Origin of the sequence: Cryobacterium sp. Y62 (assembly GCF_002929785.1) — a bacterium.
GTDB lineage: Bacteria > Actinomycetota > Actinomycetes > Actinomycetales > Microbacteriaceae > Cryobacterium.
In genome coordinates this window covers 1-21102 of the sequence record NZ_PJJK01000115.1, presented here as the reverse complement: position 1 = coordinate 21102, position 21102 = coordinate 1, and the positions used below count along the sequence as shown (strand labels likewise).

General features: G+C 62.1%; 26 protein-coding genes. 17 read left to right on the top strand and 9 right to left on the bottom strand.

What is annotated here, in order from left to right:
- Nucleotides 1–40 precede the first annotated feature (40 nt).
- Nucleotides 41–304, bottom strand: coding sequence for a hypothetical protein (locus CXY71_RS14285; protein ID WP_104136651.1), 264 nt, complete (start codon nucleotides 302–304; stop codon nucleotides 41–43).
- A 129-nt stretch (nucleotides 305–433) separates the two neighbouring features.
- On the opposite strand from CXY71_RS14285, the gene CXY71_RS14280 reads away from it, so the two are divergent.
- The gene (locus CXY71_RS14280; protein WP_146072833.1) at nucleotides 434–1384 is read left to right on the top strand and encodes a metallophosphoesterase; all 951 of its coding nucleotides are present in this window, start codon (nucleotides 434–436) and stop codon (nucleotides 1382–1384) included.
- 2 nt (nucleotides 1385–1386) lie between these two features.
- Here CXY71_RS14280 and CXY71_RS14275 read toward each other — a convergent pair whose 3' ends face one another.
- The 3 genes from CXY71_RS14275 to CXY71_RS14265 form a co-directional block, all read right to left on the bottom strand.
- Nucleotides 1387–1653, bottom strand: a complete 267-nt coding sequence (locus CXY71_RS14275) for a hypothetical protein (protein WP_104136645.1) — start codon at nucleotides 1651–1653, stop codon at nucleotides 1387–1389.
- A gap of 234 nt (nucleotides 1654–1887) precedes the next feature.
- On the bottom strand, nucleotides 1888–2487 hold the full coding sequence (locus tag CXY71_RS14270) for a hypothetical protein (RefSeq protein WP_104136642.1): 600 nt from the start codon (nucleotides 2485–2487) through the stop codon (nucleotides 1888–1890).
- The gene (locus CXY71_RS14265; RefSeq protein WP_146072832.1) at nucleotides 2484–3161 is read right to left on the bottom strand and encodes a hypothetical protein; all 678 of its coding nucleotides are present in this window, start codon (nucleotides 3159–3161) and stop codon (nucleotides 2484–2486) included. The genes CXY71_RS14270 and CXY71_RS14265 overlap by 4 nt, the downstream gene beginning before the upstream one ends.
- A gap of 9 nt (nucleotides 3162–3170) precedes the next feature.
- On the opposite strand from CXY71_RS14265, the gene CXY71_RS14260 reads away from it, so the two are divergent.
- Complete coding sequence (locus CXY71_RS14260) at nucleotides 3171–3653, top strand: hypothetical protein (RefSeq protein WP_104136636.1); 483 nt, start codon at nucleotides 3171–3173, stop codon at nucleotides 3651–3653.
- 227 nt (nucleotides 3654–3880) lie between these two features.
- On the opposite strand, the gene CXY71_RS14255 is transcribed toward CXY71_RS14260, so the two are convergent.
- Entirely contained in the window at nucleotides 3881–4606 is a 726-nt protein-coding gene (locus tag CXY71_RS14255) for a hypothetical protein (protein ID WP_104136633.1), read from the bottom strand.
- An 801-nt stretch (nucleotides 4607–5407) separates the two neighbouring features.
- On the opposite strand from CXY71_RS14255, the gene CXY71_RS14245 reads away from it, so the two are divergent.
- Nucleotides 5408–6094, top strand: a complete 687-nt coding sequence (locus CXY71_RS14245) for a hypothetical protein (RefSeq protein ID WP_104136627.1) — start codon at nucleotides 5408–5410, stop codon at nucleotides 6092–6094.
- Nucleotides 6095–6347: 253 nt separating this feature from the next.
- Nucleotides 6348–10220 carry a hypothetical protein gene (locus CXY71_RS14240; protein WP_368665887.1) on the top strand — a complete coding sequence of 1291 codons (3873 nt, stop codon included), beginning with the start codon at nucleotides 6348–6350 and terminating at the stop codon, nucleotides 10218–10220.
- 293 nt (nucleotides 10221–10513) lie between these two features.
- Here the strand turns inward: CXY71_RS14240 and CXY71_RS14235 are convergent, their stop codons facing one another.
- From CXY71_RS14235 to CXY71_RS14225, 3 genes are all read right to left on the bottom strand, one after another.
- Entirely contained in the window at nucleotides 10514–11203 is a 690-nt protein-coding gene (locus CXY71_RS14235; protein ID WP_104136621.1) for a hypothetical protein, read from the bottom strand.
- A complete protein-coding gene (locus CXY71_RS14230; protein ID WP_104136618.1) occupies nucleotides 11196–11792 on the bottom strand; it encodes a hypothetical protein in 597 nt (198 codons plus the stop codon). The genes CXY71_RS14235 and CXY71_RS14230 overlap by 8 nt, the downstream gene beginning before the upstream one ends.
- 343 nt (nucleotides 11793–12135) lie before the next feature.
- Nucleotides 12136–12441, bottom strand: a complete 306-nt coding sequence (locus CXY71_RS14225; RefSeq protein WP_104136615.1) for a helix-turn-helix domain-containing protein — start codon at nucleotides 12439–12441, stop codon at nucleotides 12136–12138.
- Between the two features lie 89 nt (nucleotides 12442–12530).
- On the opposite strand from CXY71_RS14225, the gene CXY71_RS20730 reads away from it, so the two are divergent.
- The 5 genes from CXY71_RS20730 (at nucleotide 12531) to CXY71_RS14205 (ending at nucleotide 14250) form a co-directional block, all read left to right on the top strand.
- Nucleotides 12531–12695, top strand: a complete 165-nt coding sequence (locus CXY71_RS20730; RefSeq protein ID WP_146072831.1) for a hypothetical protein — start codon at nucleotides 12531–12533, stop codon at nucleotides 12693–12695.
- A gap of 44 nt (nucleotides 12696–12739) precedes the next feature.
- Nucleotides 12740–13348: a helix-turn-helix domain-containing protein gene (locus CXY71_RS22685; RefSeq protein ID WP_368665891.1), complete on the top strand. Its 609-nt coding sequence runs from the start codon at nucleotides 12740–12742 to the stop codon at nucleotides 13346–13348.
- A complete protein-coding gene (locus CXY71_RS21160) occupies nucleotides 13345–13515 on the top strand; it encodes a hypothetical protein (RefSeq protein WP_158253102.1) in 171 nt (56 codons plus the stop codon). The genes CXY71_RS22685 and CXY71_RS21160 overlap by 4 nt, the downstream gene beginning before the upstream one ends.
- Entirely contained in the window at nucleotides 13512–13724 is a 213-nt protein-coding gene (locus tag CXY71_RS14215; protein ID WP_104136609.1) for a hypothetical protein, read from the top strand. Before CXY71_RS21160 ends, CXY71_RS14215 begins: the two co-directional genes overlap by 4 nt.
- Before the next feature lie 190 nt (nucleotides 13725–13914).
- Complete coding sequence (locus tag CXY71_RS14205; protein ID WP_104136603.1) at nucleotides 13915–14250, top strand: hypothetical protein; 336 nt, start codon at nucleotides 13915–13917, stop codon at nucleotides 14248–14250.
- 65 nt (nucleotides 14251–14315) lie between these two features.
- On the opposite strand, the gene CXY71_RS14200 is transcribed toward CXY71_RS14205, so the two are convergent.
- Nucleotides 14316–14513: a hypothetical protein gene (locus tag CXY71_RS14200; protein WP_104136597.1), complete on the bottom strand. Its 198-nt coding sequence runs from the start codon at nucleotides 14511–14513 to the stop codon at nucleotides 14316–14318.
- 50 nt (nucleotides 14514–14563) lie between these two features.
- On the opposite strand from CXY71_RS14200, the gene CXY71_RS14195 reads away from it, so the two are divergent.
- From CXY71_RS14195 to CXY71_RS14160, 8 genes are all read left to right on the top strand, one after another.
- On the top strand, nucleotides 14564–14776 hold the full coding sequence (locus CXY71_RS14195; protein WP_104136594.1) for an AlpA family transcriptional regulator: 213 nt from the start codon (nucleotides 14564–14566) through the stop codon (nucleotides 14774–14776).
- 25 nt (nucleotides 14777–14801) lie between these two features.
- Complete coding sequence (locus CXY71_RS14190; RefSeq protein WP_104136591.1) at nucleotides 14802–15476, top strand: HNH endonuclease; 675 nt, start codon at nucleotides 14802–14804, stop codon at nucleotides 15474–15476.
- Between the two features lie 112 nt (nucleotides 15477–15588).
- Entirely contained in the window at nucleotides 15589–15996 is a 408-nt protein-coding gene (locus CXY71_RS14185; protein ID WP_104136588.1) for a hypothetical protein, read from the top strand.
- Complete coding sequence (locus CXY71_RS14180) at nucleotides 15956–17395, top strand: hypothetical protein (protein WP_104136585.1); 1440 nt, start codon at nucleotides 15956–15958, stop codon at nucleotides 17393–17395. Before CXY71_RS14185 ends, CXY71_RS14180 begins: the two co-directional genes overlap by 41 nt.
- Before the next feature lie 70 nt (nucleotides 17396–17465).
- Complete coding sequence (locus tag CXY71_RS14175) at nucleotides 17466–18719, top strand: phage portal protein (RefSeq protein ID WP_146072829.1); 1254 nt, start codon at nucleotides 17466–17468, stop codon at nucleotides 18717–18719.
- The gene (locus tag CXY71_RS14170; RefSeq protein WP_104136579.1) at nucleotides 18716–20317 is read left to right on the top strand and encodes an HK97 family phage prohead protease; all 1602 of its coding nucleotides are present in this window, start codon (nucleotides 18716–18718) and stop codon (nucleotides 20315–20317) included. Before CXY71_RS14175 ends, CXY71_RS14170 begins: the two co-directional genes overlap by 4 nt.
- A 2-nt stretch (nucleotides 20318–20319) precedes the next feature.
- Nucleotides 20320–20649 (top strand): hypothetical protein, encoded by a 330-nt coding sequence (locus CXY71_RS14165; RefSeq protein ID WP_104136576.1) that lies wholly within the window; start codon nucleotides 20320–20322, stop codon nucleotides 20647–20649.
- Entirely contained in the window at nucleotides 20649–21032 is a 384-nt protein-coding gene (locus CXY71_RS14160; protein ID WP_104136573.1) for a hypothetical protein, read from the top strand. The genes CXY71_RS14165 and CXY71_RS14160 overlap by 1 nt, the downstream gene beginning before the upstream one ends.
- The last annotated feature ends 70 nt before the right edge of the window (nucleotides 21033–21102 follow it).

Here is a 21102-nt window from a genome sequence, read left to right as displayed (position 1 = left end):
CACGGAGAATCTCGGTGCGGTACCTCTGGCTCAATACCCCTCAGGCTTCATGCCCGGCATCCAACATCGCGTTAATGACATGTTCGTATTCTGCGCCGGTGACCAGCCGATCCTGGTGGCTTTCCTGAAATCTGCTGATCGGTCCATCACTGATGAGTATGTACCAGGCTGCGTCTGGCAGCGGTGCTTGCTGGAGGATCGGGAGTGCGCATAGCTGCTCGGTAAGTTCATCGAGAGTGATATCACCAGCGTTGTACGCGACGCAAGCCGCTCGTGCTTCCGGAAACGCGCGAGGGTCACCCATTGCCCTCGACCCAGGCCTGGTCCAGGCGCTGCGCGTACACGTTGACAAGTCGCTTCGCGGCATCGCGGAGGAGGTCGGAACCTAGATCGGGATCAGTCAGCCGGAGGGGGTCTTCCTGATATCGAGGACGTGATTGAACTCTGGTCTGAAAAACGTCAAGAAGTCGTCGTCCATGTTCACCTTATCCACTCACCAATCCCATGCGCGGCACCCAACCACTCGTCCCGACCTCCGGCCTGCCACCCTGACACGGCGTGTGCCGCGCATGATGGGTGCATGACTAATGATCTGACGTTGCCCGACGAGAAAGTGGTCGCTGTACTTGGCGACATCCACGGCGACACCCGATGGACTGGCGAGATCCTGCCGCACGTAGCTCGGAAGATCTCAGGCCTGCGGACGGTCCTGCAAGCGGGCGATTTCGGCTTCTGGCCGCCGATCCGAGGCAAAGGGTTTCTGGGCACGGTCGACTTCTGGTGCAAGAGTGCAGGCATCGAACGACTCCTAGTAACGCCCGGAAATCACGAGCACTGGACGAACTTGAATTCTGAGTTCGGAAAGAACCCGGGAGGCATCGCGCAAGTTTCCGAGACGGTTTTCATGATGCCGCGAGGCTACCGGTTCACGCTTGCGGGACGGTCGTTCCTGAGCTTCGGCGGAGCGGCCTCGCTGGACTTTTCGGATCGGGTCCCGGGTCAAACGTGGTTTTACGAGGAGGTGGCCACCGACGCTGAAGTCGACCAGGCGATCGCCGGGGGCCCCGTCGACGTCCTTTTGACTCACGAGACGATCAACGGCGGCACCCCGCTTGTCGAACGGATAATCGGCGCCAACCCGATGGGCTGGAACTCAACGGAGCTCGCCTACAGCGCCGTCAGTCGTCGACGAATTACGCGCCTCTTCGAGGCTGTAAAACCGGAGATCCTCATACACGGCCACATCCACGTCAAAGACGAAACGGTCACCACCACTGGAACGCGGGTCTATTCATTGGCCTGCGACGGCGAGCTGGGTAACGTGGCCAGTTTCGACCTCGAGACCGGGGTGTGGGAATGGCTCGGCGACCCTCGCCGCCGCTAAACCTAGACCCCGAGAAAGGGGTGGCGATCGATGGACTTGACGATGCCGCCCTTGAACGAGATCGGCTGGTCGGCATGGTCGACGTCGACGAAGGTGACGGACGCGGCCTCTCCGGGCACCAGGCGAACAGCATCAACGATTGCGTAGGGGACGTCTTCGTTAGGGGAGGCGATGGATTTTCCCGTCACCCAGTTGCGGACGACCAGGATCACCTCCGTGGTCGTGACGATGCGAAAAAGTTCGACGGTGGGCTGGGCTGTGATTGTCATGGACCTTGCATGCGCGGCACAGGGTTGGTCGGAGGTGGCGGCGCGCCGAATATCGTCTGACGCACACGGTGCTGCCGAATGTCGGGACGCGCCGTTCAACCATCCGGGCGCATCAGGGCTTCGAAGCGCTGGGCGCACCGTCGGCTACCGAAGAGCTGGGCGCACCGCCGGCGTTGCGAACATCCACAACGGATTTCTGTGCGCCCGGGCGCCCGGCGTCCCGCCGACCGTCACCTACCGATCGAGCGGCTGTCGACGCATTTGTACGGGCGAGATCCAGTCGATTCGATACGCGGGGGCTTCCATCGAGAAACCGGGAACGCCTTCGTCCGGGTCGAGACCGGCCCATGTGAGCGACCCCCGTGCCCCGACGGCAAAGGCAAAGCTTGAAGTTTCGTGGGCGCGCCCATCGCCTCGGAATTCCATTCCCTCTGTTTCGAGCGCTGGTGCGCGCGCCGCTCGCGCCCCATCGCCGTTCAGCCAAACGACCACGTGCTCCTTCAAACTGAAAACCCGATACTGGCCAAACGGGGAGCCATTCAGGAGCACTTCGACCGTCTGTGCGACAGCCTCTATGGAAAGCACCCGCCCCCACGGAACGGTGACTGGGCCTCTGCGCCCCTCGGCTGTCATCGTCCAGTGGTCGCCCACCGAGATCAGCATTTGGTCCAAGTACTCTCCCGACCATTCCGGCGCTGGCCGAAGCCAGGGCTCGGGGAACGCACGGCCAAGGCCGCCGGGGCCCACCAGGACCCGGACCAGCGGGCGACTGGCGCACTGCACCAAATATTCACCGACCGGGGTCTTGGCCGTGATGTGCGATTCGTAGGTCACGACGCGGCCCGCTGCTGAGGGCCAAGGATTCTGACCGCATTCTCGAGGACATTTTCACCTATAAAGGTGCCGCGCTCGAAGGCTACGATGGCCGGTGACCCGATTTCAAAGAAGGCGCCTGTGCACGGTTCCCAGGCCGCGCCGGCGCGAACGGACGCAGAAGCCGAGCCGTCCACGTGGAGTGCATAGAAAACCAGCTCGTCCCGGCTCGTGGCAATTGCATAGGCATAGAGGACAGCGGGCCGGGGTTTCATGTTGAAGTCATGCGCGGCAGCCCAGGTGCCGCCGCGCATGATGGTCTTAGGAGAATCCCGGCGATATATGACAGGTCGCATCCTGTCCCGCCAGGCGTTCGTCCGAGCTACTGGGAGCTTCGCAGCATCTGGGTGGCCAATTCTCTCGAAGGCCTGGTCGAGTCGGCGGCCGGTGCGGCTGGACGATCCGGCGTCGGTGATGGACTGGTATGCCGCGATCATGCGGGAAGCGCTCAATGATGCGGAAGACCTCGCGCTCATGAACTGTGACTTGTGCTTGAGGGTATGGCCGGATTTGATTTTGCCCGGCAGAGTTCGCGCCGCGTGGCAAAAATCGTTTTCAGAGCTGCGTTGATCTGACGGGGGAGTGGTCCGTTTTGCCTTTGGCACGCCGGAAAATATGCGGCGTCCTCCGCGCATGTTGCGACCATGACTACGACGACTGGATCGCTTGCCCTCCTCAACTTCACCTTTGACCCTGAGCTCGGGGCGCTCCTCGACGTGATGCCTGAGGAGAGAAGCTGGTGGTGGACGGCTGCGCACACACCGATCGAGCACACGGCGTGGTCGGCCGTTTTTCTCCACGATCTCGTGTCCGTCGTCAACGCCCGAACCGGACTCCCGTGGGCGGTCTGTGGCGATACGGGCTCGGGGCGCTGGTTTCAGGTCTATGGCGAACCGGACGCCTGCACCGTGGAGCTTTCGATCGCTGGAGATACGAACGCGATGGCGATACTCGGGATTCCTGGTGGGAGTTCAGAGATGGTCGCAGTGTTCGGCGGGGAGCACACCGTCGTGGTTGAGCGCCGGCAGGTGTTGACGCTGACGGCCGCCCATGCGGCTTTAGATTCTTGGGTGCTCGGGCTTGGCTGTGTTCCTGAGGGCTTCGACGTTCGACGCGTCCATTATTGAGAGGCTCGAACGGCCGTGGCTAAAACGGTGGATTCCGAGACCGCGGCGACTGATCTCGCATCTGCCGCGCATCCTGCTCAGAAGCCGTGAACGAAACCCCTTCGTCTAAAAACTCGCGGCCAACGTGTCTGAATGTCGGCGGCCGTGACAATCGGGGCACGATCGCAAAACTCTGGCGTCAGACGCTGAACTGAACAGGACGCGAGTGCGAGGAGCGCTCCGGGCAGTTAAACGCCCAGGCTACGCAGTAGCGCAGCGACATCGGCCTGGACGCACATCCCTAATGGAGTCTCGGAATCTTTGCCGTGCTCAGTTAGGACGATGGCCGCCGGAGGGTTGCCGGCGCTCCCTCCGAAGATTCGTGCGGCTTCTACTGCCCGCAGGTCTCTCGGCTTGAGAACGAGCCTGTCGCCGTCTTCGGCAAACCTCGTGAAATCGCGAACGCGCGCGTTGTCCAACACAACACCCATGCCCGGCGTGTACTGTTCTGCGACCCATCGTGCAACAGAGTTGGTCGTGATGAGCCGCAGCTTACCGCTCACATCCCGGACGGGTGCTTGTGAAAAGTTTGTCGGCTCTCCAGCAAGCGCCAAGAATATGCTCACGTCGTCATCCTCGGAGAGCACTTGTGGGTCTCGGAGCTTGAGCACATCTTTCACCAACGGCGGGCGCTCAATGATTATGGCCTGCGCCTCCATCCACTGCACCACGTCATTACGGGGACTGGCTATTGGAACGAGCCCATCTTCGTATGGGTTGTGTACAATCGCATTGCGAAGGCGAGAGTACTGGCGGAGTCGTTGCTTTTGCCCTTCCGTGAGCTCCTTAGAATCACGAACGAGGTTGCTGAACCCTTCTTCATTCTTAGTGAACGGCTTCGTGGAACGCTCCCGGAGAACTTGCTCTATCGCATGAAATGCATCGAGGAACCGTCGTGCGTTCGTGTCGCTCATGATGCTCCTTTGGTTCGCCGGAGGCTAAGCCGCTCTACCTGCTGGTCATCGTCGTCAACACAGTGCGGTTCAGCTTTTCTATTTTATGCGGGGGTGAGTTCGGGGAGAACCACCGCCTCGTCGATGATGCCGATGGGGTCGTTCATGGTGGCCAGTTCGAGCATTGGGCCTCGGAGGAGTAGCGGCGTTCGCCAGCCGGCTTCCCCAATTGTCGTCCTGCTCGATCAGGACCGACCCTGGTGGGCCTAGCAGGGCCGCGGCGTTCGATGTGTCGGTATAGCGTGTACCCCCAACGGAACGTCAGGGCTCAGTTGGAACGTCTGTCAGACACGGCGTGTTTCAATATTTCTTGACACCGGCTGATTCGGCCCTCAGAAAAACCCTGACGCGATGACTTTCTCAAGCCGTCATGTTTTGATCTAAGAGGATCGGGGAAACCCCGTTTGTCCCGAAGACGAGCTTCGCGTGTCAAGGAGCCTATAATCGCCAGCATGATTCAGGGACCAGCCATGGCCATTGGTGAGTGCGTCGACATCGATAACGACGGCGTTACCGTAACCCTCACGCGAGAAGACGAGACGGAATGGTCCCTGACGCGTGACCGCGGCGGGCAGATTCAGCACTCATGCGCCATTTATTCGAGCACTGTGAGCGCACGGGTTGTGTGGCGGGTCGCGCCCCTTCCCGCCCGCGACAGCGTGCAACGCTTCGATGAGTGGGATCAAGCACTCCGACATGCACTGTCAATCAGGTGAGCTCAGTGACTGGGCCAGGTGGGAATGTCTGTGGAGGGCCAGACTAATGTCAACGTGGTTTGTGAAGCCGGGTGATTACGTTCGTGTTACCGAGGACGTTGGAGATGACCAAGATCCTAATGCTCACGGCGAGCAACGGGTCTATACCTTCTACGTCGCATCGACAGGCTTCTTCGACGATGTTGCACAACAAGGCCCAATGGACATCAGCTCCGATGGGGGGTTGCATTTCAGTGAAACATCACCAGAGATAAAGCTTGAAGTTCTAAAGTCGTCGCCCGTTCCGTGGGAGCAAGGGTTTCAAATCCGTGCCCTCTTGAATCAGGAATACTTTGGTTCAACTTTCGATGCTCCAGGGGAAGCTGCCTTACTGGCGGGGGAAGTAACACTGGTGCCGGGATCGCATGCGGGTCGGTGGGTCGTGGTCGAATACCGTGATTTCCTGCAGACTCTCCGTGGTGACGTTCTCGACAATGACGAGGATGCTCCCTACTATTGGAGGGATCCGGAGATTTCGCTGAACATCGTGCTGCGGGGTCGAATCTCGGCCGCGCCCACCGAATTCGTCTACGGCCTGATCGAGCAGAGTTGGTCAAAATTTGCCGAACCACCGATTGGGTTCAAGGGCGACGTTGTTGCTTATGCTGCGCGTACGGATCTCTATAAGCTCCTGACCCATGTCGATTGGGCATGCTTGCTTGGCCTTGATGATTCCATTGACGTTGATCTGTGAAGACCCTGCAGCCCTACGTGTTAGGGGCTGGTGCGCCGATGTGTTGCGACGCCTTCAACTTCAGCGACCTGACGGTGCGAAGCTGCTCTCCAAGAAGTAGTCGCGCGTCTGTGAATTTCCAGACCACCTCAGGTTGACTCGCAAGTAACGATGGAAAGGTCCATCCAACCAGCAACCTGCGAGACATAGTTGATGGAATCACCGGTCCGCGACTTTTCGTGACGCCAGGCAGTGCCGGCGTCGCGACGACGAGATGGGCGGCAACGCTTGTCTTGCGAGACAGCGGCCTGAGATCGATTGCAAATTTGGCCTACCCGTTCAGCGCGTGCCCAGCCGTGCTCGACTGCGTCGTGCATATCGCGCCTCGTGCATGCGGGGTGATTTCCGACCATACGATGAACGCATGTCCGAGAACGTATTACCTCCTCTGCCCGGGTCTGGTCATGGGGCAGGTGGGAACCTGTATATCAGGAGCTTGGCACCCCAGTTCGACGGTGATCAGCACCAGCTGTACGCGGACCTGTTGTTGAGAGCGCTGAACACTGACGGAACGAAGAACATCGCTCTCACCGGTGCGTATGGAACGGGTAAGAGCAGCATCCTGTCCAGTCTCAGGGACACACACAGTCGTCGAGTGGTCGAATTGTCGCTCTCGACCATTGCATCGGATGTTCCGGACACCGGTTATTCGGGTGGGGTGTTGTCTCGCACGAACCAGATCCAGAAGGAACTCGTCAAGCAGCTCCTTTACCGTCTTCCGGCCAGCAAGGTGCCACAATCGAGATTCCGTCGAGCCAGCGTGCCGGATAAGCGCCGTGACTGGGTGATCGCCGGCATCGGAGGCGCCGCAGCGTTCGTTCTCCTGTTCGGCCTCGGCCTCATCCAATCACTTGTCGAAGCGCTCCTTCCCATTCCTTGGCGGCAATGGGTCGCGTACGGGCTACTCCTGGCTTCCATGGTGGGCGCAACTTGGACCGTGCTCGTCATCGTGCGAGGTCGGCCTGCGCTGAGCGCCTCCGTGCAAACTGGACCGGCGACGATCACATTGTCGAAGCAATCCGAAACCTACTTCGACGAGTACCTCGACGAAATTGTCTACTTTTTCCAAGCAAGTCGCCGCGACATCGTCCTGATCGAGGACATTGACCGATTCGAGGACGTGCAGGTCTTCGACACCCTGCGCGCACTCAACAGCCTCCTGAATGAATCGACACAGATCGGGCGGCGAATCGTCTTCGTCTACGCGATCCGGGACAGCGTGTTCGAAGAGATCGGATCCCAAGCCGAAGTCAAGCCACCCACAGACCCTATGCCAGTGACCGACCGCGCTAAATCGACTCTGAAAAGGGCGAGCCGCACCAAGTTTTTCGACGTCATCATCCCAGTGGTTCCATTCGTCAGCGCCGATAACGCTCGAGACATCATGTCCGGTGCAATGGCGAGCGACGACTTCGAGATCAATCCAACGCTCATCCGACTCGCCGCCCGGCATGTGGCCGATATGCGAATGATCCACAACATTCGAAATGAATTCGAGGTGTACCGAAATCGGCTCATTGTCACGGAGAACCGGATCCCGGGGATCGACGACGACCTGGTGTTTGCGATTGTTCTCTATAAGAACACTCACCTTGCGGACTTTGAGAAAATCCGGCACCGGGAGAGCTCACTCGATCTGCTGTACTCCGTATGGAGAGCCCTCGTTCAGGAGAACATAGCGGCGGGCACAACACGACTTATGCAGCTGCGCCAGTTGCGGAGGCAGGAGTCCACGGCACAGGCGCGAGCTCGACGACTGGGCCGACAACTTGAGGAATTCGCCGGGCTTCTGCGCGCGGCAGCGCAAGCCTCCAACCCTCAGGCAACAGTGGAGCTCCAAACGCCCGCGACAGGCGCAAACATGGAGGAACCGAACGTCTGGGCGCAAATTGTTGCGGAAGGTTCGCAGACCATCAGACTGCATAACCCGGTAAGTCGATACCAAACGGCCATCGACTTGTCTTTCTCCACAGACCAGCTCAGCCAGGTTCTTCGGACGACCATCAACGATGACGATTGGGAGACTGCTGACCTGGCGAAGATCGACGCGAATATTCGTCAGGCCCAGTACGATCTCGAGTTTCTTCGGCACCACACGTGGCAGACGCTCGCTAAGGAAGCACAGCTCGCTGTCAACCCCGTTCCTTTCGCGCTAAACGACTCGACGGGTGCTCCCGTTGCCAAGAGCATCTCCTTCGACAGCGTCATCGATGCGACGTTGGAATCCGACCTAGCGCGTGAGATGGTCCGACATGGCTTCCTCACATCCCACTTCGCGCTCTATACGGCCAGCTACTACGGCAATCATCTCGGCCCGGACGCGATGGAGTACATCCGGCGGTGCATAGAGCCGGGCGAGCCCGACATGACGTACGAGATCGGCGAAGACGAGGTTGCGCAGATCCTAAGAGAGCAGGGTGCTGCTACGAGCGACGTCGCTGATCTTTTCAACGACGCCAGCATCTTCAACGTCAGCATCCTTGACTACCTTCTCTCACACCGGCCCGAGGCAGCTTCGGCTGTTGCGTATCGGCTGTCGCGCCTCGACGAACAAGAGCAGGAATTCCTGGATACTTACACCTCACATGGTGCCCACCCAAACGCGCTCCTCGCAGCGATGGCACCCCACTGGAAAGGGGTTCTCCTGTACATTGCGTCCCCGCGACTCGGCACCGACTCGCAGACTGACTCGATCAACGCCGTTCTCGGCGCACTGCCACACTCACACTACGAAACCGACGACGAGGTCGCATCGATAATCGAAGCGACGTACTATCGCATGGATGCGGTCACACAACCGACGTCCGATAAAGCAGCACACATCGTCCTCGGGGTCGTCAAAGCCGCCGGCGCCACACTCACCGATCTCGCACCACTCAACGCGACCGCACGCAAAACCGCCGTGGAACTGCACCTGTTCTCACTCACCGAACCTAACTTGCGGATCCTCATCCCTTCGGGGCCTATCGCCCTTGACACTCTCCGCAAGGACACGGCTCTTTACCAGTACGCGATCGAGCAGCTGAGCGCCTTCCTCGCCCTCGCAACGACACCGCCGAACTCGGTTCTGATGGTCTCCGACCCGAAGGCGTTCACAGCCATCCTCATTGATATCGTCGAAAGCGCGAGCTCGACACTCGTTGACGAGGTTGTCAGAAAAACTGACGCCCGATTCCAGGTCCCACGCCTCGACGACGTACCCTCCGAAGTCTGGCCGTCCCTTGCAGCCCACCTCAGGACAGACCCCACGTTCGAGAACGTCTCCACCTATCTTGCGGAATACGGGCTCGACGCCTCCCTAGCCGCTTTGCTCAACAAGGCCAAGAAGATCACCACGTGGGAAACGTACCCCGCACCTGATCGACTCGATGTAGCCCTGGCCGTTCTGAACGCACGTTCAGAGCTTCCTTCTGTCACCGTACGAATCCGCATCGCAAGAAGCATCGCTCCTGAAACGATCCCCACAGAACGGATCCAACCTGAATCCGGCGATCTGATAGCGAAGCTGATACGCGCCCACCTGGTGCCCGACGACGCCTCCACGTTCGACGAACGTCTCATGATCGACTGGAAAACCCTTGCCGCAACCATCGAAGCATCAAGAAACTTCGCAACCTTCGCTTCGCCCAGCATCCTCACCCCGGGTCACGTTCCCGCACTGCTTCGACGGCCTTCGATCCAACTCGACATCCGCCGAGGTGTCGTATCAGATCTTCGCTCCTATCTCGCCGAAGCCACCCGCAAAGAAGCCTTCGACATCGCCAACACGCTGATCGAAACCGGCTGGCAACTCTCCTACGAGCTACTCGAAGCGCTCCGAACGTCTGGAGCGAACACTGGTCAAGTCGTCGCACTCATCCACAGCCGCGGCGAGGACCTGTCCACGGATCACATGAAAACCCTCCTTCAGTCCCTCGGTAGTGAGTACTCACGGATAGCCTCCGGGGGGCGCGGCCAGCCCACCTTCACCGTCACCGATGCCCACACATACATTCTGAACCGGCTCCTCGGAGACACCATCAAAGGAATCGAAACCAAGTCCTTCAAGCTCAAGGGGCTTCAGCTGGTGGCCAGTCTTCAAACTTGACCTTATGACGCCTACCGGCTCAACCCGAGCTGTGGTGGGAGGCCGAAGGGGCGCTGGCGCGGATGCAGTGATGGTCGAAGGCGTTTGCCCTCGATTTGATCGGTTGTGTCGATGTGGGCGCCGACTTCCCCTTCGCCGTCATAGGCGAACCTTGCGGGCGGTTGGCGGATGCGAGTTCTCGGGACGTGGGGGAGCGGATACCGCGTGGAGCTCAGCGGTGCCGATGCGAATGTGTTGGCCCGCGGCAGCTCAACCAGTCCGCTGCAGAACTGCTGGCTTTGGAGGACGGACATTCACAGCCGGGGGCGCTCTGACTGCGGGGACAAGGCGCGCAGTTGCAGTTCGTGCACCCATGATTTCTTTGCTGTGGTGACGAGCTTCTGGTCGGTCTTTGACAATCGGATGACATTGCCTATCAAGTCGAAGGCGCCATTGATCATGGGGGGCAGGTCTTGGATGTCCACGGTGGAGGCTCGGTGGAGGATCTCGGCGGCGATTGCTGGCTCGACACCTTCAAGCTTCATCAGCGCGAGAATTTCACGAGCATCCTTCTGGCCCTTCTCGGAGAAGTGCCGGTCGAGGAGTGCCGCCATCTTGGTCGCGATGTGGGCCTCGAGGCGCAGGAGGGTCCACTTCTCGAACGAGAGCTCGTCGGGGTATTCGGCGAGCACCTCTACTTTCAGCCGCAGCTTGCCACCGAGTTGAGATTCGTAGGGCCGGTAGATGTCGAGGTGACCGTTGTCGATCGTTGCCCGGAGCTTTCGTCCTTGGTGGTTATTGCTGGGCGAGAGGTCTGTCATCAGCGGTTCGAGTTTGTGGAGGCACTCCTGGGAGGTGATGAAGTCGATGTCGAGGCTGATTTCGCCTCCGACTCGAGCGAACGTTGCCCACCCGCCGATGAGAATCGACGGCTCGAGGTCGTGACCCAGCCGGTCGACGAGTGCGTGGATGACTCCGTGCCCGTCTTCGTAGAGGTTAGGCACTGGTGCGTTGCTCCCAATCGGCGTCGGCGAATAGTTTTACTTTCAGCGCACCGGTGAACTCGGCGGCTTGCCATCCTGGGCTCGCCCACAGGTCGGCGTAGGTTTGCGCGAGGCTGGCGTATCCGGATCGCCAGGTGCGTGCCGCGACCGGATCTTCGGAGAGGATGATGACCTCATCGCCCATAGGAAGGTCAGCCTGCGCAAGTGCTTGGGCGGTGTAGACGATCCGTCGGCCGAGATCGGCTACCGTGTTGCGCCCTCCGAGGTAGTGGACGGCTGCTCGGCTGCCGCTCAGTGCGTAGTCGACCTCGTCAAGGAGGTTTTGGGTAGCGGGAAGGGTTGTTGACACCATCGTGTCGGCACGTAGGTTGCGGTGAGCGGCGAAGGCTTCGAGAAGTTTTTCGGGAGAGACGACGGTGTAACCGCGACGCGAATTGGCACGAACGGCTCCGATGTCGAGAAGTCGTCCCAGCGCCTGATGAGTGGTGGACGGCGCTACGGCAGCCGCGTCGGCGATAGCGCCGATGCTGGCCCAGTCTCGTTGATCGTCCAGCGCGGCGTCGGCCAACGTGCGCCAGACGATCTCCACGTTCGTCCCCGCACCATCACTGCATATTTCATAAAAATACGGAAGGCGACATCCGCATTTACACGGAGGAGAGCACGGGTCTTGAATTCCGGATGTTGGCGGGCGCACTGCTTGAATCAAGCGCTTGCTACCGTAAGCGTGAGGGTAGCTGGCGATGTCGCCGTCGCGGTAGGTGAAGACGGTTCGCCACTTTGGCCCGCCATTCGCCACATTGCGTTCGCCACTATGGGGCTCCCGGACCAGTGCGGCAATTGGCAACGGGAGTACACAAAAGCCTGATCAGACGGAGAAAACTGAACACTGCCGATCGGTATTGAATAGTGGCGAAAACCACGACCCTAGATCAGAAGGTTGGGGGTTCGAATCCCTTCGGGCGCACACTAGCCCCGGTCGACAATGCGTCGATCGGGGCTTCTTCTTTTCCCGTTTCCAGCCACACCAGGTCAACTTCCGTCTTCATGGCCCAGAGCATCAGCGTCTGGTGCGAGGGCGCGTGCCCATCGTTCATCCACGTGCTGACGGTTGCCTCGGCGACCTTCATGAACTGCGCAATCTCGGACCGGGATACCTGGGCGACTTTCAAGCTCTTCTTCATTCGATCGCCCAGCGTGAACTGCAAGGCCATTTTTCGGGTCATCGTCATCGTCATTCGTGGAGTCTCTCACAAGGTAGTGAGAATATGCAACACGCCGTATCGAGTAGTTGTCAGAATATCTAACCTTGTGAGACTCTAGGGGAATGCTCCAACTCATTACGACATCAGAATTAGCTGAAAGTCGCGGCCTCACGCCGTCGGCCATCTCGCGTCAAGTGTCTGAGGGGCGGCTCACGCCGGCCTATCAGCTGCCCGGGCTGCGCGGCGCTTTTCTATTCCTTCCCGAGGATGCCGAGCCTGAGCATTGAGCTGGCAAGCTGCCGAGTGGTTGGACAATCTGCCGTACGACGCTATGAAGCCCCTTGCAACCCGCGTGCTCCTCAAGCTCGCCAACGTTGCGGGTCAGGACGGCTCAAGCGCGTACCGCAACCTCTGGGAGGTCGCTGCCGAACTCGGTGTCGACCGTCGGAGTATCCAGCGCTCCTACCGTGAGTTGGAGGCCGCTGAACTAATGCACAAAGGCGATCAACGCACCCTCTCGCACATCAGGGCCGACCGCCGCCCCGTCGTCTACGACCTGAACTTTGGGTGGCAGCGTGAGTTCGGTCGACCGGAGTTACCGATGCCCGAGGACGGCGACCCCATCCCCTGCCCGGAGGCCTCTGAATGGGGGGATTTTCACGGGGCGACAAACGGGGCGACATATGAGGTTCCACTAGGAACTAAGAGAACTACTTACTTAACAGTTAAAGACTTAAGTACTGTTCCTGAACGTGCGCATGAGCGCGAGAGCAACACGGACGCCTCCGGCGACTCCCTCCGGGACGCTGGCGCGTCTGCCGCACCGAGACCCGACTGGGTCGGTTGCGGACGCCTCAAGCGGCGTCACGAGCTGGTGGCAGACGGCACGTGCTGCGCCGTGTGCGGAGATCGCCCGCCCCGGCAGCAGACCGCGTCATGAGTCGCCGACGCACCTACGAGGCACCCGCCCGGCACCGGTTCTCGATCCGGTCCGAACGGCTCGCCGACCAGCTCACGGTAATCCTCTGGCTGACTAACGCGGCCATCATCCTCGCGTTCGCCATCGTCATCGTTTCAATGCAGCTAACGACTGGAGCAACACAATGACCACGACACACACCTCGCCGACGTTACCGAAAGCGCAAGGTCAACGCTGGCGCGTCGAGCGGGCTGGGACGGGCCGAGGACCGGGCTACGGCCTCGGCTGGTTCGCCACGTGCATCAGCACCGAGGTAGGCGCATTCTTCCCGACGTTCGATGAGGCCCTCGCGTTCGCCAACGAGCAGGCCACCGAGCAGCTGGAACCAACGTGCTGATGCGCAGCGAGCACTGGAAACGGCTCCAGCGCATCAACGGTCGTCGGTGTGTTGACCTTGGCCTTTATGGACCGCCTCGCCAGGCGCTCACCACCGATCAGCAGGCGGAGTACACAGCGTTCTGGCACCTATTCAGCGAGGCCCACGCCATGGACCAGGTACACGAATCACGAGCAGCACGGAGAACCAAATGACCACCCCCGCCGACCTCCGCAAAGCGAGCATCCAAACACGGATGGTCGTGATCTACAAGGCATTGAACGCCGAGGCCAAGCACCATGAAGGCGCATCGCGAGCCGTCGACCTGCGAACAGCAGCTACGCAAATCCTCTCCGCATCCCGGGGCCGGGGTGCCACCCTCGCAGCTCGTGAGGCCCTGTTGGAGAGCGCGGAAAGCGCGTACTCCAAGGTGCTGATCGAGCGCTGGTTTCCCACCGAGGTCGCCCTCGCTGTCTGCCCCAAACGTGATAACTCGCCATGCAGCTACAGCGACGGATACTGCATCGACTGTGGAGGCGTCGAATGACCCCCGTCGACTCGCTCCCGGTCTGGTTTGCGCTCCCGGTCGGGGTTGTTCTGTGGGCCGTGTGGCTACTGCTGGTAGGGGCCGACCGACGCCGCGCGGGCCGCGACCTTGACTTCCTCCGCGTGCTTGCGCAGGGCGCTCAAGACAGCGCCGCGAATGATCGCGTAGGAGATCATCAGCGTCAGTACCAAACCGATCACGTACACCGTCACCCCCAGCAGGGCGTACAGGGCAATTGGCGCGGTATCGATGTTGTTGAGCATGACTCCACGGTATCGGTTCGCCAACCGTGCTGTGTCTGGGTGGCGAGCTGATGGCCGCGAAGATGCCGCTGGCCACGCCGGCCGAGGTCGCCGAGTGGCTCCAGGTGACCGTCGACCGACTGTCCAAGATGCGCAAGGCCGGCAAGGGCCCGAATTACATCAAGGTCGGCCGCACCGTGCGCTATGCGTGGCTCGACGTGCACCGCTGGTGCGAGGGCAACCGAGCAGCGCCCACGGTGCACCTAACGGCGTCTCGTGGGTGACCGTGGCGGTCGTGCCGGGGTAGCCATGACCAAGCTGGTGCTCGACACCTACGGGCGCGATTGCCACCTGAGGCTCAAGGGCTGCACCCGCATAGCCACCACCAAAGACCACCTGGTGCCCTACAGCCACGGCGGCGAGGACACTCTAGAGAACTACCGCCCAGCTTGCAAGCACTGCAACTCGAAGCGACAGAACCGCGTGATAGCCGGGTTCGGTGCATCCGTCGTCGTCGTGATCGGCCCACCTGCCGGCGGCAAGACCACCTACATCGCCAAGCACGCCAAGCCCAGCGACCTCTCCGTCGACATGGACGCCATCGCCCGCGCACTCATGCCCATACCGCCAACCCTCACGCACACCTACCCCGACCATGTGCGACACGTGGCCAGCAAGACCAGGGCAGCAGCCATCCATGCAGCCACCCGCCTCCGGGAACGTGTCACGGTCTGGGTGATCCATGCTGTGCCCCGGCCCGACGACCTCGCCGACTACCGCAAGCTCGGCTGGCAGATCATCACGTGCGACCCAGGCCGAGCCATCGTCGAGCAGCGCATCCGCGCTGAGCGGCCAGCCTCCATGCTCGCCCATGTCGCGAGGTGGTACGCCATCTACGGCGAGCCCGACACCGAGGAGTCGAGGCTGCCTGTCGAGGCTGCCGCTGCGGCCGAGCTGGTCGCCGAGGGCGTCGATCCGTGGTGAGGCCGACGACGAGACGGCCCGTTTTTCTGGCCCGTGCACGCTGGACGCCCCAGTGTCCACCGTCCTCCTCTCCCCATCAACCCCCCAAAAAAAGAAAATTCTGGCCCCGAAAATGACTGAGACAGGCACCCTGTTTGACCTGCAAATCACTGCGGATTCGCAGGGATTGACCGGGAATTACGGCCAAGGCCCGACCGAGCTTGAGACCCGGGCAGCTATCGCCGAAATCGAGGTTGCCGCTCAGCTCACCGGCGCCAGACGCACGATCAAACAGCTGTGCATTGCCCTCGCCGTCAGCATCGACAAGGGCAACACCAAAGGCCGAGCCATTGCCAACGAAGCCGGGCAACTCTTCGCCATGATGAACCAGCTCGACCCGAGCGAGACCGACGCCGGCGGCCTGGGCACCCTCACCCCCGAAACAGAACGGCTATTCAATGGCTTTGCCAGAGGTCCAATACTCGAGTCCGAGCCAGCGGATGCCGACGCCCCGCCAGGGGACCACGAAACGGAACTATAGCCGCCCAACCTACGGAGGCCACGCCGCCGCGATTGCCGCCGAACAGGGCACCCCATTCCTCCCCTGGCAGCGCTACGACGCCGACGTAGCGCTGGAGGTCGAGCCGGACACTGGATTGTTCTACTACTCGACCATCCTGACGACCGTTCCCCGCCAGGCCGGCAAGACAACACTGGCCCTGTCCACGAGCATCCAGAACGCCCTACTCACCAAGAACCGCCGCGCCTGGTACACCGCCCAATCCGGCGCACACGCCACCGAGAAGTTCCTCGAAATGGCCGACGTGTGGAGCGAATCCACCCTGAAAGGCATGGCCAAAACCCCGCGCCGGTCCAACGGGTCCGCCGCGCTGGAGCTGCTCAACGGCTCGAAGTTCCGGCCCTTCCCGCCGACCGCCGACGCGCTGCACGGCAAGCAGGGCGACAAAGTCGACGTAGACGAATTCTGGTTCTTCACCATCGTCGCCGCGACGATCCTCAAACAGGCCATCCAACCGACGATGACCACCCGCCGCATGAAAACCGGCCAACGGCCCCAAACGTGGTACTGGTCGACCGAGGGCACCGTCGAATCGACCGCGCTCAACGCCATGCTCGCCGAGGCCCGCTCGACCACCCCCGCCGAACGAACCGCATTCCTCGACTGGGGCATCGGCCCCGACGACGACCCCGACGACCTCGACCTGATCTTCGCCACGCACCCCGGCGCCGGGCACCTGTTCGACTTTTCCGACCTCGAACGATTCCGCGAAGAATTCCGCGACTCACCCGGCGAATTCGCCCGAGCGTTCGGCAACCGCCGCACCGGAGCGACCGAACGAGTCATCCCCAAAGCCGCGTTCGAGGCCGCCGAGTGGGACAAGACCCCCGCAACGCCGGGCCGGGTCTGTTTCGGCGTGGCGACCGGCGTCGACGGCGTCGACACCTCGATCGTTGCCTCCCGCAAGTACGGCCGCAGCGGCGAGGCCTCCCTCACGGCCATGGTCGACGGCGGCCACCAACCGGGCACCTGGTGGGCGCTCGACAAGCTCGAACAACTCCAGGGCCTCTACCCCGACGCCTGGTTCGCAATCGACAAGTACGGCCCCAGCGCCGCCCTCTACGACGCCGCCGAGCGCGCCAAACTCAACCTCCTCCAACTGGGCTCCGGCGACGTGATCGCCGCAACCCAAAACACCGTCAGCGGCATCACGAACCCGACCGGCCCGACCCACCGGTACAAGCCACACCCCGCGTTCACATCCGCCGCCGAGCTCGCATCGAAACGGTTCACCGGAGACGGTACCTGGTTGTTTGGCCGGCGGCTGTCAATCGGCTCGATCAGCGGACTCGAAGCATGGACGCTGGGAGCCTACGGCGTAGACCACCTACCCGAAATCGCCGGAATGCAACTCGGCTAGAGCGGCCCTGAATAGCCCTGAACGGCCCTCTAAAGCCCCGGGGAGACTCTCGGTTAGGTGCTTCGTGTCCGTGACGTTCACAGTTGCTCTCATGTCAGCCAGCCGGAAAGTCCTAGAGTGGTTCGGCCTGGCCTACCCCGCCACGGTCACCCTCGCCGCCGAGACCTCCGCCGCGACCGCCAGTACCCCCAACGACCCCCGCCAATCCACCCGCTACGCTCACGTCGGCGTCGCCGAGGCGCTGTCGCTTTCGACCGTCTACCGCGGCATCCAGATCCACGCCACCGCCGCCTGCCAACTCAGCATCCGAGTGGAACGCTCCGGCGTCACCCTCGCCGACACCCTCGCCGCCACCCCGTACCTCGCCTGGTCGCGGTCCGCATTCCTCGAGTACGCCATCGTCAGCCTCTACACCGACGGCAACGCCTTCTGGCGCATCATCCGCGCCGGAGTCAGCGCACGCAACCCCGGCGCGGTCATCGACCTGCTCCCGATCAACCCGCACGAGGTCACCCTCAGCGAAGACCCCCGCACCGGAGCGATCAGCTACGGATACCGCGGCGAAACCCTCACCGAGCGCGACATCGAACACCTCAAGCTGCTCCGCGTGCCCGGGATGCTGCGCGGCCTCGGCCCGATCCAGTCCGCACGCATGGAGCTGCGCGGAGCGATCGATGCCCGCGACTACGGCTCCATGTGGCTTTCCGACAGCCAAACCCCCGACGGCATCCTCACCACCGATCAGGTACTCGCCCCCGGCGACCCCGCCAAGTACCGCAACGTCTGGTACGGGCGAAACCCCGACGGCACCGATCCCGACGACCCCGCGCAGCGCCGCCTCAACGAACGCCTCCGCGTCATGGGCCAAGGACTTCACTACACGCCGCTGATGCTCAAACCGGCCGACGTTCAATTCCTCGAAACCCAGCAGTTCACCACCACCCAACTCGCCCGCCTGCTCGGTGTCCCCGCGTCTCTGCTTCTCGCCGCCGTCGAAGGCAACTCCCAGACCTACTCCAACGTCGAACAGGACTGGATCGCCTACGCCCGGTTCTCGCTCATGAAACCGCTCAAGGAAATCGAGGAAGCCATCACCCGACACCTCCCGCGCGGCCAGACCGCCCGGTTCAACCTCGACGCCCTCCTCCGTACCGACACCAAGACCCGCATGGAGGGCCACGCCCTCGCGATCAATGCCGGCGTCTACGACGAGGAGGAGGCCCGCGCCATCGAGGGGCTCCCACCCCGCACGGCCGCACAGCTCGCCGCCTACGCCGCCCGCCCAGCCCGTACCCCCGCCCCGACCACTGGAGCCACATCATGACCGACGCCCCGATCCACTTCATGGCCTACGGCACCAACATCACCTTGTCAGCCGAGACCCGCACGATCAGCGGAACGATCACCGTGTTCGACGTGCCCACCAATGACTACCGCCGACTGATCCTCCACGAGGGCGCACTCCGGCCCCGCCTGCCTATCTCCCGCGTCAAGATGCTCCGCGACCACGACCCGCGTGACCCGGTCGGCTACATGGCCAGCCTCTCCGCCGACACCAGTCAAGCCGTGTTCAAGGTCGCCACCGGCAAATCCGGCGACCGCGCCCTCTTCGAGGCCCACCCCGACCAGAAACTACGCGACGGACTCAGCGTCGGCATCCAGGTCCTCTCCGAACCCGGCGCATACCTCTACGACCCCGAGACCGGCGAATATCACGTCTACGCGGCCGAGCTGCTCGAAGTCAGCCTCTGCGCCATCCCCGCCTACTCCGACGCCGTCCGCGCGTCCTACGCCGCCCCAACGACCATCTACAACCTCACCACGCCAGCCCCCGCCCCGACCACAAAGGAAATCACCATGGACCCTGAAACCCTCGCCGCCCTCACCCTCCAGCTCGACGCCCACACCGCCGACCTCGACCGCACCGTCGAAACCCGCCTGACCGCGTTCACGGCCGCCGGCACCGTAGCGACCGGTCAGCAGTACCTCACCTACGGCGACTTCGTCAAGGCCTACGTTTCCGGTGTGCAGGAGGCCCGCGACTTCTCCCTCGCCTATGCCGGATCGACCAGCGCCGACGACTACACCCGCAACGTCTGGCTGGCCGATGCCATCCGCCTGGTCGAAAAGACCCGAAAGATTGTCAACACCTTCACCCGCGAACCACTGCCCGACACCGGCATGACGCTCGAATACGCCAAGCTGGCCAGCAACACCACCCAGGTCGGCAAACAGGCCGCCCAGGGCAACACTCTCCTCACCGGTAAAATCGCCCTCACCTCGGCATCGACCGACGTGGACACCTACGGTGGCTACACCAGCGTCCCCCGCCAGATCATCGACCGCGCCAACCCCGCCTACCTCACCACCACGTTCCGCGCCATGCTCATCGAGTATGCCCGCGCCACCGAGGCCGCCGTCCGCGCCATCTTCGACGCGACCGTGACCGCCGCCGTCGCCGCCGAGAACACCGTGACCCTCGCTGCCGCAGCGACCGCCTACGACTGGCTCGACTTGATCATCGACGCCTCCGAAACGTTCGAGACCCGCGGGTACGAACTGGCCGGAACCCTCGTATCCAAGGACGTGTTCAAGCGCCTCGTGCGCCTGGAGGACACCTCCGGCAACTCCCTCATGCGCGTCTACGGTCAGGGCGTCAACCAGACCGGCGAAATCGACGTGACGGCGCTTGACGGCACCCTCGCCAACGTCAAGTTCAAGCTGCTCGCCGGGGCCGCCGCGAACACCGCCGCCTTCTATAACCCGCTCGCCCTCACCACATGGGAGACCGCAAGCCCGACGCAGCTGGAGAACGGCAACGCCAGCAACCTCACCCACGACTACAGCGTTTACGGCTACCTCGCATCGGCCAGCCAGTTCCCCGACGCGCTGCTCGCCATCGACTTCGCCACCGCCGTCTAACCATGGCCGACGAGACAGCATCCGCTACCACCGACATCGGGTGGTACGTCGACGCCCTCGGGGAGGACATCGCCTACGCGACGACCTCCCAGTCGGAAGCGACCGCACTCGTCACCAACTTCATCGGGGGAGCCACCAACCCATTCAACGTTCCCGTGGCTGTCGTCGCGCGGGCCGTGCTCGAAGTCGGCGCAGACCTCTACTACCGCAAGGCCAGCCGCAACGGCATCGCCGGATTCGACGGGGTCGAGGCTCAACCCTTCCGGTTGAACCGCGACCCCATGGCAGCCGCCTACCCGCTGCTTCGCCCCTTCCTCGTGGTTGGTCTCTGATGGCCTCCCCCCGGATCGAGCAAGGCCTCGCGCTGGTCACCCTCCTGCAGGCGGCACTTACCGACGCCGGCCTCACCAAAGCGATCGCCACGATGAACGCCGCCGAGGTGCCGTCCGGCTCCCGATACGGCGTCGTCGTCGTCGCGGCCCCCGAACTCGACTTCGCCACCTGGAACGATCCCACCCCGCTCTGGGAAGTGCACGTCGTAGCCGGCCCCGCCACCGACTACCTCGCCGCGTGGGACACGATCGACACCATCATCCAGGCGTTCGTCGTCGCCCAGATCAATCTCAAGACCGGTACCCCCGGACAATACCAACCGTTCCAGGGCGTAGCGCTCCCCGCCTACACCCTCAGCCTCAACCCTCTCGACTTAGCCTGAATCCACCGGTCGACCTTTGAAGGAATCTTGATTTCGGTTTGGCGGGTTTTCTGATTTTCGGGCGTGGGTG